The sequence below is a fragment of the Stenotrophomonas sp. GW821-FHT02D01 genome (assembly GCF_059421765.1).
On record NZ_JBWKVP010000005.1, the window covers coordinates 1 to 17,476 of the forward strand.

Here is a 17,476-nt window from a genome sequence, read left to right on the forward strand (position 1 = left end):
GCCGGTCGCTGGCCGGCAACTGCAGGTTTGCTGGGCTTGCCGGCCAGCGGCCGGCACTACCCATGTCCGGGCATCGACGCGTTGAAGCAGCGGTTGCCGATGTTGCCTATGTCTGGACATTCACGGGCTGAAACAGCGACGTTGCAGTGGTAGTGCCGGCCGCTGGCCGGCAACTGCAGGATCATCGAGGCTGCCGGCCAGCGGCCGGCACTACCGGTATCCGCTCAGCGCCGATCGCGCGATGCGCGGCGGCCGAACCACCAGCCCAGCAGCAACTGCACCGGCAGCGAAACCAGCAGGCCGATGACGAACCAGTGCGGGAAATCGCCGCCCATCACCCACAGGCCATAGCCCGCGCCGAGCACCAGCAGTGACCAGATCGAGGTGCCATGCGCGCGTGGCCAGCACGGCGCGTAATACGTGGCGAAGGCAATGGCGGCGATGCCACCCAGCACGGTGAATGCCAGGTCCCAGCCGAGCTGGGCCTCGCTTCCCGGCGTCATGCGCAGCAGCGATGGCAGCCAGCCCGCGGCACTGCTGACCAGGGCCAGCGCGAGCAGCGCGCCGATCAGCGCGAGCAGGGAGAGAAAGACGGTCTTGAGCGTGCCGGGCATGCGCGCATTGTACGGCCGCCGGGGTGCGCGGCGCTGCCGGCAGATCGGCATGGCCGCCGTGCCCGTGGGAGAGGGAAACGGACACGGCGGCCATGCACAGGGGGGTCACGCAGCGAAGTCGATCACCACGCGGCCTTCGATGGTGCCGGCGTGCATGCGCGCGAACACCTCGTTGACGTTCTCCAGGCGGTCGGTGCTGACCGTGGCGGCAACCTTGCCTTCGGCGGCGAACTGCAGCGATTCCTGCAGGTCCAGGCGGGTGCCGACGATCGAACCGCGTACGGTGACACCGTTGAGCACCATGCCGAAGATATCCAGCGGGAAGTTGCCCGGTGGCAGGCCGTTGAGCGAGACCGTGCCGCCGCGACGGACCATGCCCAGCGCCTGTTCGAAGGCCTTGGGCGAAACCGCGGTGACCAGCGCACCATGCGCGCCACCGATCTCCTTCTTCAGGAACGCGGCCGGATCGGTGGTGCGCGCGTTGACGGTGACCTGTGCGCCCAGGCGCCTGGCCAGGGCCAGCTTGGCGTCGTCCACATCCACCGCTGCCACGTTCAGGCCCATCGCGCGGGCATACTGCACGGCCATGTGGCCGAGGCCGCCGATACCGGAAATGGCCACCCAATCACCGGGCTTGGTGTCGGTGACCTTCAGGCCCTTGTACACGGTGACGCCGGCGCACAGCACCGGTGCGATCTCCACAAAGCCCACTTCCTTCGGAAGCAGGCCGACATAGTTGGCATCGGCCAATGCGTACTCGGCGAAGCCACCGTTGACCGAGTAGCCGGTATTGCGCTGCGTTTCGCACAGCGTTTCCCAGCCGCCCAGGCAGTGTTCGCAATGGCCACACGCCGAGTACAACCAGGGGATGCCGACCCTGTCACCTTCCTTGATGTGCCCTACCCCGCCTCCCACGGCCACGACGTGCCCCACGCCCTCGTGGCCGGGGATGAACGGCGGGTTCGGTTTCACCGGCCAGTCGCCCTCGGCGGCGTGCAGGTCGGTGTGGCAGACGCCACAGGCCTCGATCTTGACCAGCACCTCGCCCGCCCCCGGGCGCGGTACCACGACTTCCTCGATGACCAGCGGCTTGCCGAACTCACGGACAACGGCGGCCTTCATGGTTCTGTTCATGCGTGCTTCTCCGTAGTGCGCTTGCAGACAGGATGGCGCCGGCCCCATGCCGGCGCCTTGATCCCGATCAATCCTCAGAAGAAGCCGAGCTTCTTCGGTGCGTAGCTGACCAGGAGGTTCTTGGTCTGCTGGTAGTGGTCGAGCATCATCCGGTGGTTTTCGCGGCCGATGCCTGACTGCTTGTAGCCACCAAACGCAGCGTGCGCCGGGTAGGCGTGATAGCAGTTGGTCCATACCCGCCCGGCCTGGATCGCGCGGCCCACCCGGTACAGTCGCGCGGCATCGCGGCTCCAGACGCCGGCACCCAGCCCGTACAGCGTGTCGTTGGCGATCTGCAGTGCTTCTTCTTCGGTCCTGAACGTGGTCACCGACACCACCGGCCCGAAGATCTCCTCCTGGAACACGCGCATGCCGTTGTGGCCCTTGAACACGGTCGGCTGCACATAGAAGCCGCCGGCCAGGTCGCCACCGAGCGCGGCTCTGTCACCGCCAATCAGCACCTCGGCGCCTTCCTCGCGGCCGATGGCGATGTAGGACAGGATCTTCTCCAGCTGTTCGCCCGATGCCTGCGCGCCCACCATGGTGTTCGGGTCCAGCGGATTGCCTTGGCGGATCGCCGCCACGCGTTCGAGCACACGCTCCATGAAGCGTTCGTAGATCGATTCCTGCACCAGTGCGCGCGACGGGCAGGTGCACACCTCGCCCTGGTTGAAGGCGAACATGACGAAACCTTCCACTGCCTTATCGAGGAAATCATCGTCCTCGGCCATTACGTCGGCGAAGAACAGGTTCGGCGATTTGCCGCCCAGCTCAAGCGTCACCGGAATCAGGTTCTGGCTTGCGTACTGCATGATCAGGCGGCCGGTGGAGGTCTCGCCGGTGAAGGCGATCTTGGCGATGCGCGGGCTGCTGGCCAGCGGCTTGCCCGCCTCCAGGCCGAAGCCGTTGACCACGTTGAGCACGCCCGGCGGCAGCAGGTCGCCGATCACCTCCATCAGCACCAGGATCGACGCCGGCGTCTGCTCGGCAGGCTTGAGCACCACGCAGTTGCCGGCGGCCAGCGCCGGCGCCAGCTTCCAGGCCGCCATCAGCAGCGGGAAGTTCCACGGGATGATCTGCCCGACCACGCCCAGCGGTTCGTGGAAATGGTAGGCCACGGTGTCGTCGTCGATCTGCGACAGGCTGCCCTCCTGCGCACGCAGGCAACCGGCGAAGTAGCGGAAGTGGTCGGCCATCAACGGCACGTCGGCGTTGAGCGTCTCGCGGATCGGCTTGCCGTTGTCCCAGGTCTCGGCATGGGCCAGCAGTTCCAGGTTCTGTTCGATGCGATCGGCGATGCGGTTGAGCAGCAGCGCACGGTGGGCGGCCGATGTGCGGCCCCAGGCGTCCTTTGCGGCGTGCGCGGCATCGAGTGCGGCGTCGATGTCCTCGGCGTTGGAGCGGGCAACTTCAGTGAACACCTGGCCGTTCACCGGCGAGATGTTGTCGAAGTACTGGCCGCTGCGCGGGGCGATCCATTCGCCACCGATGTAGTTGCCATAGCGCTGCTTGAACAGGGAGCGCGGATCGGTGGCATGCGGGCGGGTGGACGGTACGGCGTTCATGACGGCTCCTGCGATGGACGTGGTGTTTCCACAGGCGCAAGGACGATGCCAATCCTCGCCTGCTGCGATGCATCACGCCTTCATCGCCCGGCCGTCGGTCATCCTGTCGCGCGCCCTGCGGCAGCGCAGCAGGCGCGGTCGTTGCAGGCCGACGCGGGGTGTGCTGTTAATCGGGACAGGTCCCGCAACAACTGTCGCAATGTGCGACACAGGAGGCTGTCGGTGTCCCCGCTTGCTCCCGATCCCCGCCTGGGAAGTGCCCGGCGCAGTTTCTTCGAGCGCGGCGCTGCGCCCGTCGGCGCGGTGCCCGAGGCGATCCTGCATTCCTGGCAGCGCTGCCAACGGCACGGCCTGCTGGTGGATGCGCAGCCGGCCGCCGAACCACTGACCGACAACCGCCTGCGCGAACTGCGCCAGCGCCGCGAGCGCCTGTGGCGACAAGCGCGCCCGGAGCTGGATGGACTGGCGGCGGAAATGACCCACAGCGGCAGCATCGTGCTGCTGACCGATGAAGACGGCTGGATCCTCGACGCCGAAGGCAGTGCCGGTTTCCTCGACAAGGCGGGTCGTGTCGCGCTGATGCCGGGCATGCGCTGGGACGAGGGCACGGTCGGCACCAACGCGATCGGCACCGCGCTGGTGGACGGGCGCGCGCTGCAGGTGCGTGGCGGCGAGCACTACTTCGCCCCGCACGGCATCCTCACCTGTTCGGCCGTGCCGATCCTGGATCCCTACGGGCAATGCCTGGGTGTGCTCGATGTGTCCGGCGACGCGCGGCTGCCACACGTGCACGCGCTGGCGCTGGTGCGGCAGGCGGTAGCGCAGATCGAGCACCGCGGTTTCGCCGACGGCCTGGCCGACTGCGAGCTGCTGCGCCTGCATCATCAACCCGCGCTGCTGGGCAGTGCGCGCGAAGGCGTGCTCGGCTTCCGCGGCGGTCGCCTGGTCGCGGCCAATCGTGCCGGCCTTGCCTTGTTCGGGCTGGATCGCCAGGACATCGGCCGCACGCCGTACGAAGCGCTGTTCGAACAACCGCTGTCGCGGCTGGCAGATGACGGCGTGCTGCTTGATCGCCAGGGCCGTCGTCTGTACGGCGTGCGCGAGGCCCGTGCGTCGCGACGCAGTGTGGCTACGCCTGGGCCGACCGCGCCGTTGCAGGCCCGTGCGCAGGGCCCACTGTTCGATAGCGGGCAGCAACAACAACTGGCCACCGCAGGACGCGTGCTGCAGGCCGGGTTGCCGGTGCTGCTGCAGGGCGAGACCGGCACCGGCAAGGAAGTCTTCGCGCGGGAACTGCACGCACGCAGCACGCGTGCGGGAAAGCCCTTCGTCGCGGTGAACTGCGCGGCGCTGCCGGAAGGGCTGATCGAAGCAGAGCTGTTCGGCTACGAGGAGGGTGCCTTTACCGGTGCGCGCCGGCAGGGCAGCCCGGGCCTGCTGCGGCAGGCCGAGGGCGGTACGTTGTTCCTCGATGAGATCGGCGACATGCCGCTGGCGCTGCAACCGCGCCTGCTGCGCGTGCTGCAGGAACGCGAGCTGTCACCGCTGGGCGGCGGCAAGCCGGTGAAACTGGATTTCGCACTGGTCTGCGCCAGCCACTGCGAACTGCCGCAGGCGGTGGATGCCGGTCGCTTCCGTGCGGATCTGTATTACCGCATCGCCGACCACGTGGTGACCCTGGCGCCGTTGCGGCAGCACCCCGATCGCGCTGCCGTGGTGGATGCCCTGTGGCAGCAGCTGGGACAGGGCCATGCGTTGTCGTCGCAGGCCCGCGCGGCGCTGGCCGCCCATGCCTGGCCCGGCAACCTGCGCCAGCTGAGTGCCTGCCTGCGCACGCTGGCCGCACTGGCTGAGCCGGGGCAACCGGTGGGCCCGCAGCTGCTGCCCGCGGACGTACGTGCTGGCACGCCCACCGCGCCAGCAGTGCCTGCCAGCGGGGCATTGGAGGAAATCGCCGAGGCGGCCATGCGCCAGGCGCTGGCCGAGTGCCAGGGCAACGTCAGCGCGGCCGCCAAGCGGCTGGGGATCAACCGCAGCACCCTGTACCGCCGGCTGGGTACGCCACGCGGCTGAGCGGATGCGCTGGCGCCGGGTCTGTGCCCGGCTCCAGCAGGGGCCGAGGGATCAGCCCGCCAGCACCGCGGCCTCGCGTGCCAGGCGCTCGACGCTGTCCCAGTCGCGGGTCTGCATCAGCGCGGCGGTGGTCAGCCACGAACCGCCCACGCACAGCACGTTGGGCAGATGCAGGAACTGGCTGGCGGTCTGCGCACTGATGCCGCCGGTCGGGCAGAAGCGCACATCGCCGAACGGGCCGTGCCACGCCGACAGCATCGCGGCACCGCCGGCCTGCACCGCAGGGAAGAACTTGAAGGTATCCAGGCCATGTTCCAGGCCGACGATCAGCTCCGAACCGGTGGCCACGCCAGGCAGGTAGGGCAGATCGGCATCACGCGCGGCGGCATACAGCCGCGGGGTCGCCCCGGGCGACACCGCAAAGCGACCGCCGGCCTGTTTCACCGCCTGCATCTGCGCGGCATCGAGCACGGTGCCGGCACCAATCACCGCATCCGGCACGGCCTCGACCATCGCCTTGATGGCTTCCAGCGCGCGCGGCGTGCGCAGGGTCACCTCGATCACCGGCAGGCCGCCACGGAACAGCGCCTGCGCGACCTGTACCGCATCGTCGATGTCATCGGGGGTGAACACCGGAATCACCGGTGCCAGTTTCAGTACCGCACGAACGCGTGGATCAGCGCCGGACATCGAATCGCTCCTCGCCCACCAGGGCCAACACATCAGCTTCGCTGACGGGATTGAAATCGCCGGGAATGGAATGCTTCAGGCCCCCGGCGGCCAGGCCGAAGCGCACGGTGGCGTCGGCATCGAAGGCCGACAGGATGCCATGCAGGATGCCTGCCGCGAAGGCATCACCGCCGCCGATGCGGTCGACGATGCCCTGCAGCTGGCGTACCGGGGCCTGTGCGCGGGTGCCATCGCGGCCGAGCAGCAGCGCGCCCAGCGCATGGTGGTCCACGCTCAGCGTCTGCCGCTGGGTGCAGGCCATCCACTGCAGCTGCGGGAACGCTTCGAACGCGGCCGCGGCCGCCGCTTCCACACGCGCGACCACGTCGGCCTGTTCGAAACGCTGGCCGAGGATGACTTCGATATCGCGGTAGTCGGCGAAGACGATGTCGGCCTGCGCGAACAGTTCGTGCAGGATCGCCCGCGCATCGCCACCCCAGCGCTGCCACAGCTTCGGCCGGAAGTTGCCATCGAAGGACACGCGCACGCCCAGTGCACGCGCGGCGCGCGCTGCGGCCAGGGTGGCCTGCGCCACGTCCGCGCCCAGCGCCGGGCTGACCCCGGACAGGTGCAGCCACTGCGCGCCCTGCAGCAATGCGGGCCAGTCATAGTCGGCGGCGGTGCTGTTGGCGAATGCCGAATCGGCACGGTCGTAGACCACTTCGCTGGCCCGTTGCACCGCGCCGGTGGTCAGGAAGTACAGACCCATGCGGCCTTCGGCATCTTCGCGCACGCCGCGCGTATCGACCCCATGCCGGCGCAGTTCGGCCAGCGCATGCGCGCCGAGCGCGTTGCCGGCCACGGTGCTGACCATGGCCACGTCATGTCCAAAGCGGGACAGCGAGACAGCCACGTTCGCCTCGGCACCGCCGACATGCACCAGCAGCTGCGGCGACTGCAGCAGCAGTTCGCGACCGGGCGCACCCAGGCGCAGCAGCAGTTCCCCGAAACACACGATACGACCCATTTCTGCTCCTTCACGCGTGCCGCCCGCATGTGACACTGGGCGGCGTGGTAGTGGACCACGCGTGGGGCGTGGAATTGGCTAGCGGTGTCATTTCAATCCCGCCCATCCTTGCCCTTAGCCTACCAAACTGTTGGAAGCATTGTCCTGCAAGCGTCTTGGAGACATTTCAGATCTGTTGCGGTGCAAGATGCCGGATCGGGAACGTGCTGTTAACGTCCGGCCTGACCAGCGGTGTCATCCCGCTGAAACAGCCGCGATACCAGACCTTTGGGAGAGGGGAAAGGCATGCATTCTCGGAACCATGAAAAAAAGACACCGGTTACCTTGCTCGCGTTGGCCGTCGCATTGGCCCTGGCAGGCAACGCCGGCGCGCAGCAGCAGAGCGCCAACCCGAACGCCACCGACCTGGATACGGTCACCGTCACCGGCTACCGCGCCAGCGTGGAGAAGGCGCTGGACATCAAGCGCGGCGAAGCCGGCGTGGTCGATGCCATCGTTGCCGAGGACATCGGCAAGTTCCCCGACCTGAACCTGGCCGAGTCGCTGCAGCGCATCCCGGGCGTGGTCATCACCCGCGAGGCCGGCGAAGGCCGCAACATCTCGGTGCGTGGCCTCGGCCCGGAATTCACGCGCGTGCGCATCAATGGCATGGAAGCGCTGACCACGGTCGGCGCCGGTGACCAGAGCGGCGGCACCAACCGCGGCCGTGGCTTCGACTTCAACGTCTTCGCCTCGGACCTGTTCTCGCAGCTGCTGGTGCGCAAGACCGCCTCGGCCGATGTCGAGGAAGGCTCGCTGGGCGCCACTGTCGATCTGCGCACCGCGCGCCCGTTCGACTACGACGGGTTCACCTTCGCCGCCAGTGGCCAGGCCAGCTACAACGCGATGGCCGAAAAGGCCGATCCGCGCATTGCCGCGCTGGTCTCCAACACCTTCGCCGATGGCACCTTCGGCGCGCTGCTGTCGGTGGCCTATTCCGAGCGCCAAGCGCTGGAGGAAGGCTCCAACACCGGTCGCTGGGCCAACGGCCCGAGCAACGGCAACTTCGCCGCGTCCTCGCCGTTCGCCGCCGCGCGTGGCGCCGATGTGTTCCATCCGCGCTTCCCGCGCTACGTGCAGATGGAGCATGAGCAGAAGCGTCTGGGCGTGACCGGTTCGCTGCAGTGGAAGCCGAACGACGCCACCGAGATCTCGCTGGATGCGCTGTACTCGAAGATCGATGCAACGCGCGATGAGCACTACATCGAGGCGATTTCCTTCAGCCGCGGCGCCAATGCGAGCGCACGCCTGTCGGGCAAGCCGACCACCATCGTCAAGAACGGCGAGATCCGCGACAACGCACTGCTCTACGGCGAATTCGACAACGTCGACATCCGCACCGAGAACCGCCACGACGAGTGGAGCACCGAGTTCAAGCAGATCGCGCTGAACGGCCAGCACCGCTTCGGTGATGACTTCACCCTGTCCGGCAAGATCGGCATCTCGCGCTCCAAGCACGAGAACCCGGTGCAGACCACCGTCATCATGGACAAGTACGATGTCGACGGCTACAGCTACGACTACCGCGGCAACAGCCGTGCGCCGATCCTCAACTACGGCATCGACCCGACCAATCCCAACGGCTGGGAACTGGCCGAGATCCGCCTGCGTCCGCAGTACGTGGACAACGACTTCGACACCGGCCAGATCGACTTCAACTGGAACATCAGCCCGGGCTTCCGCCTGAAGGGCGGCGTGCTGGCCAAGGACTACACGTTCAAGACCGTCGAACTGCGCCGCGCCAGCGAACTGGCCGTGCCCAACTTCGCCGGCGGCACAAAGATCGTGCCGGTGAACCTGACCGAGCAGGCCGGACTGAAGGGCATCAACGGTAGTCCGTCGAACTGGGTCGTGCCGGACCTGGATGCGATCGCCGAACAGCTCGACATCTACAGCAACAGCGGCACCTTCGCCGTCGCCCCGCGCGCCAACAATGTGCGCAGCGTCGAAGAGAAGGACCGTGGCGCCTACCTGATGGGCGAGTTCTCCACCGAACTGGGCTCGTTGCCGTTGTCGGGCAATTTTGGTGTGCGCTACGTGCGCACCAAGCAGTCGGCCACCGGGCAGTCGACGCTGGCCAACGGCACCGTCGAAACCACGGTCAGCCGTACCTACGATGACACCCTGCCCTCGTTCAACCTGGTGGCGGAAGTCACCCCGGACTTCCTGATCCGGCTGGGTGCGGCCAAGGTGATGAGCCGTCCGGGGCTGGGCAGCCTCACCCCGGGCGCGACGGTGGCCGTGGCCGGTGGTGCACGCACCATCTCCAGCGGCAACCCGATGCTGGATCCGATCCGCGCAACCAATGTCGACCTTGGTTTCGAGTGGTACTTCGCCGAGGGCGCAATGGCGGGCATCGGCCTGTTCTACAAGGACATCGAGAGCTTCGTACAGACCACCCGCGAAGTGCGTCCGTACAGTGACAGCGGCCTGCCTGCTTCGCTGCTGGTCGGCACCGGCGCCTCGGCTACCGATGACTTCACCTACAGCAAGCCGGTCAACACCCCGGGCGGCGAACTGCACGGCGTGGAGGCCAACTACACCCAGCCCTTCACCTTCCTGCCGGGAAAGTGGGCCAACCTGGGCATGCAGTTGAACTACACCTGGGTGGAATCGAAGATCCAGTACATCAACGCGGCCGGGCAGCCGGTGATGAAGACCGACCTGACCGGCCTGTCGAAGTCCTCGTGGAACGCCACGCTGTTCTATGAAGGCGAGAAGTTCGCCGGGCGCATCTCGGCCACCAACCGCGATGACTACCTGACCCAGGCACCGGGCCAGGAAACCGGCTTCAACCTTGATGGCTACCATGGCATGACCGGTACCACGGTGTTCGATGCATCCATCCGCTACAAGATCAGCGACCAGCTGGAACTGAGCCTGGAAGGCATCAACCTGACCAACGAAGCGTCCGACGAGTGGGTGTACTCGCCGCTGACCGGTCGCCTGCCGCTGCAGTACACCGAGACCGGCCGCCAGTACCTGCTGGGGCTGCGCTACAAGTTCTGAGCAACGCCGACGGCGTGCCACCCGGCACACCGTCGTTCGCCACGACCGCTGCTGCGCCGCAAGGTGCCGTCGCGGCGTGGCCTTGCTACGGTCCGGCGGCCCTCGCCGGCCGTCGCCCGTTGAAAGGAAACGCCTGATGCCGCACCGCTCGACCCTGTCCCGCTGCCTGTTGCTGGCGGTGGCCCTGGCTGCCGGCCCCGCGATGGCCGCCGCCGATGCGCCCACGCTGCTGTTCCATGTCGATGCCGGCAAAGGCCTTGAGGCCGTGGTGGCGCAGGGTGAGGCGGTGCCGAACTTCCGCGACAAGGTCGACATCGTCGACGACGGAGCGCGCGGCAAGGCCATCCAGTGGCAGGACGACGGCGTGCTGGCCTGGGATGCACCCGGCAACATCCTCGCCCAGCGTGGCACCCTCGCCTTCGACTGGCGCGCGCGCTACGCGGTGGGCGAAGCACCGTTCGTGATCTTCCGCGTCGGCTATGCCGACCACAGCAGCTGGGACATGGCCTGGCTGCGCATCGACTGGAACGGGCATGGTTTCGATGCGTTCGTCACCGATGCCAACCTCGCCCGCACGCGCGTGTCGTTCCGCATGGACACGCCGCCACGTGCGGACCAGTGGCTGCACCTGGCCTTTGCCTGGGACGAAGACCAGGGTGTACGCCTGTTCGTCGATGGCCGCGAGGTGGCGCGTGTGCAGGCCAGCGGCGATTACGATGCCGCGCTGGACCAGCTCGGCCTGGCCGGGCGGGTGATGGCGCCCTACCAGGTGCAGAGCCGCTACAACTTCCTGCGTGGCAGCGACTTCCAGCACATCCGCGTGTATGACCGCATGCTCGATGCTGCGGCCGTCAGTGCGCTCGCGCGCGGCAAGGCCGCCGAAAGCGCCGTTGCCAGCGCTGCCGATGACCGTGCCTGGCGCCATCGCTTCGGCTGGGAAGGCGCGCCGCCACCGCCATTGACCGCAGTCAGCACGCGCATCCGCAAGATCGAATTCGACGATGCCCGCGACTTCAAGGCGTGGATGTGGAAGGCCACCGACGGCATCGCCGAGACCACCTGGCCCGGCGTCTACAACCGCTCGCGCCTGCCCGGCCGCAACGACTACTTCCAGTTGCCGGACTGGAACACGTATGTGGAAAGCGGCCAGCATCTGGACCTGACCGTCCCGGCCGGCGAGACCGTCAACCGGGTGGAGATCCGCGGCGCGGCCTTCGGCACGCTGGCCCATGGCCGCGACGCCGCGCACGCCACCCAGGTGCTGGCCACGCGTCCGCAGGGTGTGGTGCGCAGCGTGGACGACATCCCGGCACAGACCGGTGGCGTGCTGCGCTTCAGCAACGTTGAACAGGAAACGCCGATCCAGGAGATCTGGGCGTATGGCGTGAGCGAAGGTGCCGAGCCCGACGGCACGGTCAAGCAGACCTATGTCATCGACAGCCAGGCACTGCCGGACTACACCAACCTGGACACACTGCGCCGCTACATCGAAGGCCGCTACCCGGCGGCCGAACGCAGCACGGTGATGGCGCTGCCCAAGGGGGCGGGCTCGCGCCGGCGCCCGGCCGATTCGTTGCCAACGCAGCCCAAGCCCATCGTGCACGTGCTGATTCCCTCCGGCGTGGGCGATGCGCCGGCCAACCAGCCGTTGATCCGCAGTTGGGCCTACAGCTGGGAGAACATGCATGACGGCCTGGATGGCGTGGCCATCGATATTCCCGCGCTCGACCTGCCGGCCACGCACGATGGCCTGATCCCGCTGAACCTCCGCATCAAGGATCCGATCTGGCCGGCGCGCGACATGATCGATGTGTCGGTCTCGGTGCAGCCGGGGCAGAAGCGCACGCTGTGGCTGGACCTGCGCGACCGCATCCTCACCGCCGACAGCCTGTGGTTGAGCATCGCCTCGGCTGCGCCCGGCTTCGACGCCAAGGCACTGGACGGTGCGCAGGTGCGGCTGGTGTTCAAGCCACGCGCCGATGCGCTCAAGGAGCATGTGGCCGACCGCTTCAACCAGGTGCGCGACAACTGGGGCTTCCTCGTGGAGGAACACACCACCTCCAAGCGCCAGCGCCTGTACGCGCGCGTCTACGCGGACCTGAGCGATCTGCTGCGGGTCGACCCGGACCATGAGCTGGGCCGGTTGTACTGGAACTACATCAGCTACAACAGCCAGGGCCGCCCGCCGTACACCGCGCCGGAGGTGCCCAAGGGCGTACCGGCGTGGGCCTTCCACCAGGTGCAGGACCTGGCGCAGGTGCGGCAGTTCGTCGACTGGTGGATCGATCAGCGGCAGGTGGCCTACGGCGATTTCGGTGGTGGCATCTCCGATGATTCCGACCTGACCCAGCAGTGGCCCGGCCTTGCCCTGATGGGCGTGCAGCCGGACCGCCTGAATGCCTCGCTGACCGCATTGTCCGACGCGGTGTACCGCAACGGCATGTTCAGCAATGGCCTGAGCACCATCGAGACCGACGAGCTGCATGCCTACGAGGAAGGCATCAACACCAACAGCGCGATGCTGTACCTCAACTGGGGCGATCCGCTGACCCTGGAACGGCTGATGGAAACGGTGAAGGCGTTCGACGAGCGCATCATCCTGCGCAACCCGCAGGGCCATGTGCTGTTCTCCAGCAACTGGTTCGGTGGCAACAAGGTCTACCGTGAACCCAACTGGCAGTGGCAGAAGCCGTACTCGTTCCCGGTGCTGCACCCGGCTTTCCTGCTGGGCCAGTACAACGCCGACCCGACCGGGCGCCGGCTGGTGATCGGCCTGGCCGATGGCTATCTGGCCCACGCCGGCACCGACGACAAGGGCCGCTTCACCCTGCCCAACGAGATCAACTGGGCGACGGGTGAGACCCGTGGTGGCGAACTCAACAACGGTTCCGGTAGCGGTGACACGATGCACACCTTCTGGGCGGCATGGCGCTGGACCGGTGATGCGAAGTACCTGCAGGCACTGGACTATCGTGTGCAGCGCGGCGGCCCCGGCGCGCTGGCCAACCTTGGCGAGAACTATGTAGAGGCACTTGGCCGGCAGCAGGACTGGTACCCGCTGCTGACCGCCGAGGCAGATGCCGGAAAGACCGGTTTCGCCAGCCTGATGGCATGGCAGGCCAGCGGCGACCGGAAGTACATCGACGCGCTGCATGCCGAGGGCCTGCAAGCCAAGGCACAACGCGCGTACATGAACACCGAAGGCCATTGGTGGTCCGACCGGGTGGAAGCACCGAGCGAGTTCCTGCAGCGTGCGCGGCTGGGCGGCATCGCCCTGAAGCGCAACCAGAGCTGGCCCGGGCACACCGTCAGCTGGCGCTTCGATCGTGAGGGCGCCGCGGAACAGGTGGCACTGCTGGTGCATGCTCCCTCGCGTGAGCGCTTCACGATCACCAGCCACAACCTCGGTGCGCGCGTCATCGCCGCCGACATGACCGGCTGGAACGTGGGCAGCGGGACCTGGCGCGTGCGCAGTGGCGTGGACGCCGATGGCGATGGCCGCATCGACGGTACGCCGCGCCAGCGCACGGTGCAGCTGGAGACGAGTGCGTCGGTACCGATGCAGTTCCAGCCCGGTCGCACCGAGGTCTTCGAATTCGAGCGTGTGTCTGCGGGCACGCCGGTGGAAATGCGTCCGGACCTGGGTGTGGGCCGTGGCGATGTGCGGGTGGACGGGCGCCAGGTACACGTGACCGTGCACGGCCTTGGGCATGTGGCCAGCGGTGTGGGCGTGGCGATACTGGAAGATGCGCGGGGCCGCGAGATCGCACGCACCGAAGTGCCGGCGATCACAGCACCAACCGATCTGCTGCCGAAGACGGCGGTGGTGTCGTTGCCATTGCCGGCAGGGGGTCGCGGTGGCCTGCGCGTGCGTGTTGCGCTGGCCGATGGCGGAGAGGAAGTCACGCGGCGCAACAATGTGGTGGATGTGCCGCGATGAATTCCGCGTTCCGCCGGGCATGGCCCGGCGCTACGATGAATCGGTTGGCCGCAAGCCCTGGTAGCGCCGGGTCACGCCCGGCGGAACGCAATCAGGACGCCTCGGTCTCCATCACCTTCACCCGGCGCTGGTACCAGCCGTCATCCAGCGGATCGAACACCGCGCTGCGCTCCATTACGCCCTGGTAGACGTGCACGGACACTGCCACGTCCTCGTCGCTGGCGTTGCGCAGCGTGTGGTACTCGTGCGGCGGAATCAGGCTGCCGGCGCTGCCACGGTGCCCGTACAGCGTGTCCTGCGCAGCGAAGCGGTGACGCTCGCCACGCTGTTCCAGCAGCGCGTACGGGGTCACGATCAGCTCGCCCTGCCAGACGCCTTCCACGCACCACATCGCATCGTGGTCGTGCAGTGGTGTGCCCTGCCCCGGCCCCCAGCACATTGCGATCACGCTGTAGCCCAGCGTGGCGCTTCGGTACAGTTCACGGCGCGCGTAATGGCCGTCCACGGGGCGACGTACGCAGGGCGGCAGCTCGATCAGCGGATCGACGATGGCTTCACGCAGCACCCGCTGCAGCGCACCGGTGATCGCCTGCGGATCGACCAGGCAGACGGCGGCATCAATCCCTGCAATCAAGCGCTCGCGGCCGGTGAACGGCGGTGGCGTGAACATCGCTTCCATGAACCGACTCTAGCCGAGGCGGGTTAACAGAATGTTTGCACCGCGGTGTCATCACTGCGTGCCGCGCTGCACGAACGGCACTTTTGCATAGAGCGCACGCTCGCCGGCACGTGGATCATCAACCACGCGGCTGTGCCGATCGAACACCATCGTCTGCCGTTGTGGCACGCCATAGGGAGCCCATTGCGACATTCCCGCGTGATTGGGATCGCCGGTACGCGCAAAGGCGATCAGCGCATCGCTCATCGTCGCTGCGAGTGCTCGGGCGTCTTCACCACCGCCGGTACGCGCGCCCGGCAGGCCGGCGTTGTCGAACACCAGCGGAATATCCAGCGTATGGAAGGCACGCAGGCGTCCGTCTTCCACCGGTGATGGCCAATCGAGCTGGTAGGCCCAGGTGGGTGCGGCCCCGGTTGCCTGCCGAGCGCGTGCTTCCAGTTCCTCCACCGCACCACGCCACGAGCGGCCGGCGGTGGTGGCCGCGAAGAACACCTCTGAGGGCGTGTAGTGCGGATACAGGCGTCGATACTCTGCGATCACCACCGAGGGCAGCAGATCGACGAACTGCTGTTTCTCCAGCTGCGCCGGCAGATCCTCCCAGGTCAGCGTGAAGTTGGCCGGGTCGTTGCCAAGGAACGCGCGCGTCTCATCGCGGGTGTTGCCGATCACCATCGGAATCGACGCGGACTGTGCCGGTGCCTGTGGCCAGAACGGGTGCACCGGCAGCACCACCTCATCCAGTACCGGGCCGAAGTACAGCGCGCTGCTTTCCACTCGCGAGGGATCGCGTGCGCGGGTGGCGGCCAGCAGCTCGGCCGCCGGCAGTCGCAGCAACGCCTGCAGGTCGCGCGCGTCCACGGCTTCCATCGCAATCGAAGCCCGTTGCGCCGCCGCACGTGGACCGGCGGCGGTCACCTGCTGCCCGCTCATCGTCCACGCGTGCTGGAACAGGCCTTTCGCTGCGGGCATCGCCATCAGTGTGGCGATCTTGGCGCCGCCACCGGATTGCCCGAACACGGTGATGTTGCCGGCGTCGCCGCCGAACACCGCCGCATGCTCGCGCACCCACTGCAGCGCCTGCACCAGGTCGAGCTGGCCGACGTTGCCGGAGGCCGCATAGCGCGGATCGCCGAGCGCGCCCAGGTACAGGTAGCCGAAGGTGTTCAGGCGATGATTGACGGTGACCACCACCACGTCGCCGCGTCTGCACAATGCGCTGCCGTCGTACAGCGGATCGCTGCCAGAGCCATTGTTGAAGCCACCGCCATGGATGTAGACCAGGATCGGCCGCTTGCCGCCGTCGCCCAGTGCCGGCGTCCAGACGTTGAGGAACAGGCAATCTTCGCTGCCCGGCCCGTCCGCTCCGCTCTGTGGCGCAGATGCGGCGTATTCCAGGGCGTCGGCGATACCACGCCAGCCCGTCTCGCGCCGTGGCGGCTGGAAACGGTAGGCGGAGGTGTCAGCGCCATAACGCAGACCACGGAACACGTGCACGCCGTGCTCGCGCTGGCCACGCACGCGGCCGCCACGCAGGCGTGCCACCACCTGTGTGTCATCACGTGGCCCAGGCACCGCGGAGGCAGGAAGCGCTGCGAGGGTGGCCGTGGCCAGCGCCCAGCGTGCACTGTCGCGCAGGAAACGGCGGCGCTGCAGGTTGACATGCCCTTGGTTCAATGTGCCGCCTCCGTCGCCTGCAGCCAGCGTTGTGCCAGCAGCGGCCACACGGCCAGCGTTGAATCAGGCGGCATGCGCATGCCGAAGCCATGGCCGCCATGTGCGAACAGATGCAGCTCGTGTTCGACACCCGCCTTGGCCAGTGCCTGCGCCATCACCTCGCTGTTGTGCACGTTGACCACCCGATCATCGTTGGCATGGATCAGCAGCGTCGGCGGCATGTCCGCGCGTACGTGCTGCTGCATCGAATACTGCGCGGCCAACACCGCGTCGGGCTGCTCGCCCAGCAGACGTCCGCGTGAGCCGCTGTGTGCATGCGCGCCCATGTCGATCACGGGATACACCAGCACCGCGCGTGCGGGACGCGCGCTGAGGCGATCGATGGCATCGCGTGGCGGGTAGAGCGGCGCATCGAAACCGGTGGCCAGCCGTGCGGCCACATGGCCGCCGGCGGAGAAGCCCATCACCGACACGCTGTCGGCATCCAGCCTGCGCCGTGCGGCCTGGTCGCGCACCACGCGCAGTGCGCGCTGCGCGTCGGCCAGTGCCGCCTGGCGGTCGCGGCCGGCCTGCGGCAGGCGGTAGCGCAGCACGAACAGGGTGTAGCCGGCACGGTCCACCCACTCCGGCACCAGCGCGCTGTCCTCCTTGTCGATCACCACGCGCTGGTAGCCGCCACCGGGAATCACCAGCAGCGCGCGGCCGTTGGCACGGGCGGGCGTGTGCACCAGCAGGTAGGGCGCATCGACCTGGTCGATGAAGCGATCGGGGTGGGCCGGATCATCGCTGCGCTCGACCACGCGCGCCGGCCGCGCCGTGCCCGTTTCACCGGGGACCTGCCCCGCCGGCCACAGCGGCAACTGCTCGCCGGCAAGCTCCCGGCCCAGGTGTTCGCCTGCGCGCAACGGCACATCGGCCGCGGATGCGGAGACGGTCAGCAGCAGGCCTGACAGCAACAACAGCACACGGGAAAAACGCATGGTGGAAAGGGCTCCAACGGGGAGACAACAGAGT

General features: G+C 67.6%; 11 protein-coding genes. 3 read left to right on the top strand and 8 right to left on the bottom strand.

Annotated features, from left to right (window positions below):
- Nucleotides 1-224 precede the first annotated feature (224 nt).
- The 3 genes from AC07UW_RS11620 to adh form a co-directional block, all read right to left on the bottom strand.
- On the bottom strand, nt 225-614 hold the full coding sequence (locus AC07UW_RS11620) for a hypothetical protein (protein ID WP_025875515.1): 390 nt from the start codon (nt 612-614) through the stop codon (nt 225-227).
- A 105-nt stretch (nt 615-719) separates the two neighbouring features.
- Nucleotides 720-1,748 carry an alcohol dehydrogenase AdhP gene (adhP, locus tag AC07UW_RS11625; RefSeq protein WP_025875513.1) on the bottom strand — a complete coding sequence of 343 codons (1,029 nt, stop codon included), beginning with the start codon at nt 1,746-1,748 and terminating at the stop codon, nt 720-722.
- 74 nt (nt 1,749-1,822) lie between these two features.
- Nucleotides 1,823-3,352: an aldehyde dehydrogenase gene (gene adh, locus AC07UW_RS11630; RefSeq protein WP_313250248.1), complete on the bottom strand. Its 1,530-nt coding sequence runs from the start codon at nt 3,350-3,352 to the stop codon at nt 1,823-1,825.
- Nucleotides 3,353-3,574: 222 nt separating this feature from the next.
- Between adh and AC07UW_RS11635 the strand changes: the two genes are divergently transcribed.
- Nucleotides 3,575-5,425 carry a sigma-54-dependent Fis family transcriptional regulator gene (locus AC07UW_RS11635; RefSeq protein WP_495212101.1) on the top strand — a complete coding sequence of 617 codons (1,851 nt, stop codon included), beginning with the start codon at nt 3,575-3,577 and terminating at the stop codon, nt 5,423-5,425.
- A 51-nt stretch (nt 5,426-5,476) separates the two neighbouring features.
- Here AC07UW_RS11635 and eda read toward each other — a convergent pair whose 3' ends face one another.
- Nucleotides 5,477-6,115 (bottom strand): bifunctional 4-hydroxy-2-oxoglutarate aldolase/2-dehydro-3-deoxy-phosphogluconate aldolase, encoded by a 639-nt coding sequence (gene eda, locus AC07UW_RS11640; RefSeq protein WP_099844519.1) that lies wholly within the window; start codon nt 6,113-6,115, stop codon nt 5,477-5,479.
- The gene (locus AC07UW_RS11645; protein ID WP_495212102.1) at nt 6,102-7,121 is read right to left on the bottom strand and encodes a sugar kinase; all 1,020 of its coding nucleotides are present in this window, start codon (nt 7,119-7,121) and stop codon (nt 6,102-6,104) included. Before AC07UW_RS11645 ends, eda begins: the two co-directional genes overlap by 14 nt.
- A gap of 285 nt (nt 7,122-7,406) precedes the next feature.
- On the opposite strand from AC07UW_RS11645, the gene AC07UW_RS11650 reads away from it, so the two are divergent.
- Nucleotides 7,407-10,169 carry a TonB-dependent receptor gene (locus AC07UW_RS11650; RefSeq protein ID WP_059063074.1) on the top strand — a complete coding sequence of 921 codons (2,763 nt, stop codon included), beginning with the start codon at nt 7,407-7,409 and terminating at the stop codon, nt 10,167-10,169.
- Nucleotides 10,170-10,305: 136 nt separating this feature from the next.
- On the top strand, nt 10,306-14,109 hold the full coding sequence (locus tag AC07UW_RS11655) for a LamG-like jellyroll fold domain-containing protein (RefSeq protein WP_495212103.1): 3,804 nt from the start codon (nt 10,306-10,308) through the stop codon (nt 14,107-14,109).
- Between the two features lie 91 nt (nt 14,110-14,200).
- On the opposite strand, the gene AC07UW_RS11660 is transcribed toward AC07UW_RS11655, so the two are convergent.
- From AC07UW_RS11660 to AC07UW_RS11670, 3 genes are read right to left on the bottom strand one after another with little or no spacing between them, the layout of a single operon-like run.
- A complete protein-coding gene (locus AC07UW_RS11660; RefSeq protein WP_080277671.1) occupies nt 14,201-14,788 on the bottom strand; it encodes a cysteine dioxygenase family protein in 588 nt (195 codons plus the stop codon).
- Nucleotides 14,789-14,839: 51 nt separating this feature from the next.
- Complete coding sequence (locus AC07UW_RS11665; protein WP_495212104.1) at nt 14,840-16,462, bottom strand: carboxylesterase/lipase family protein; 1,623 nt, start codon at nt 16,460-16,462, stop codon at nt 14,840-14,842.
- On the bottom strand, nt 16,459-17,424 hold the full coding sequence (locus AC07UW_RS11670) for an alpha/beta hydrolase (protein WP_495212196.1): 966 nt from the start codon (nt 17,422-17,424) through the stop codon (nt 16,459-16,461). Before AC07UW_RS11670 ends, AC07UW_RS11665 begins: the two co-directional genes overlap by 4 nt.
- Nucleotides 17,425-17,476: the final 52 nt, after the last annotated feature.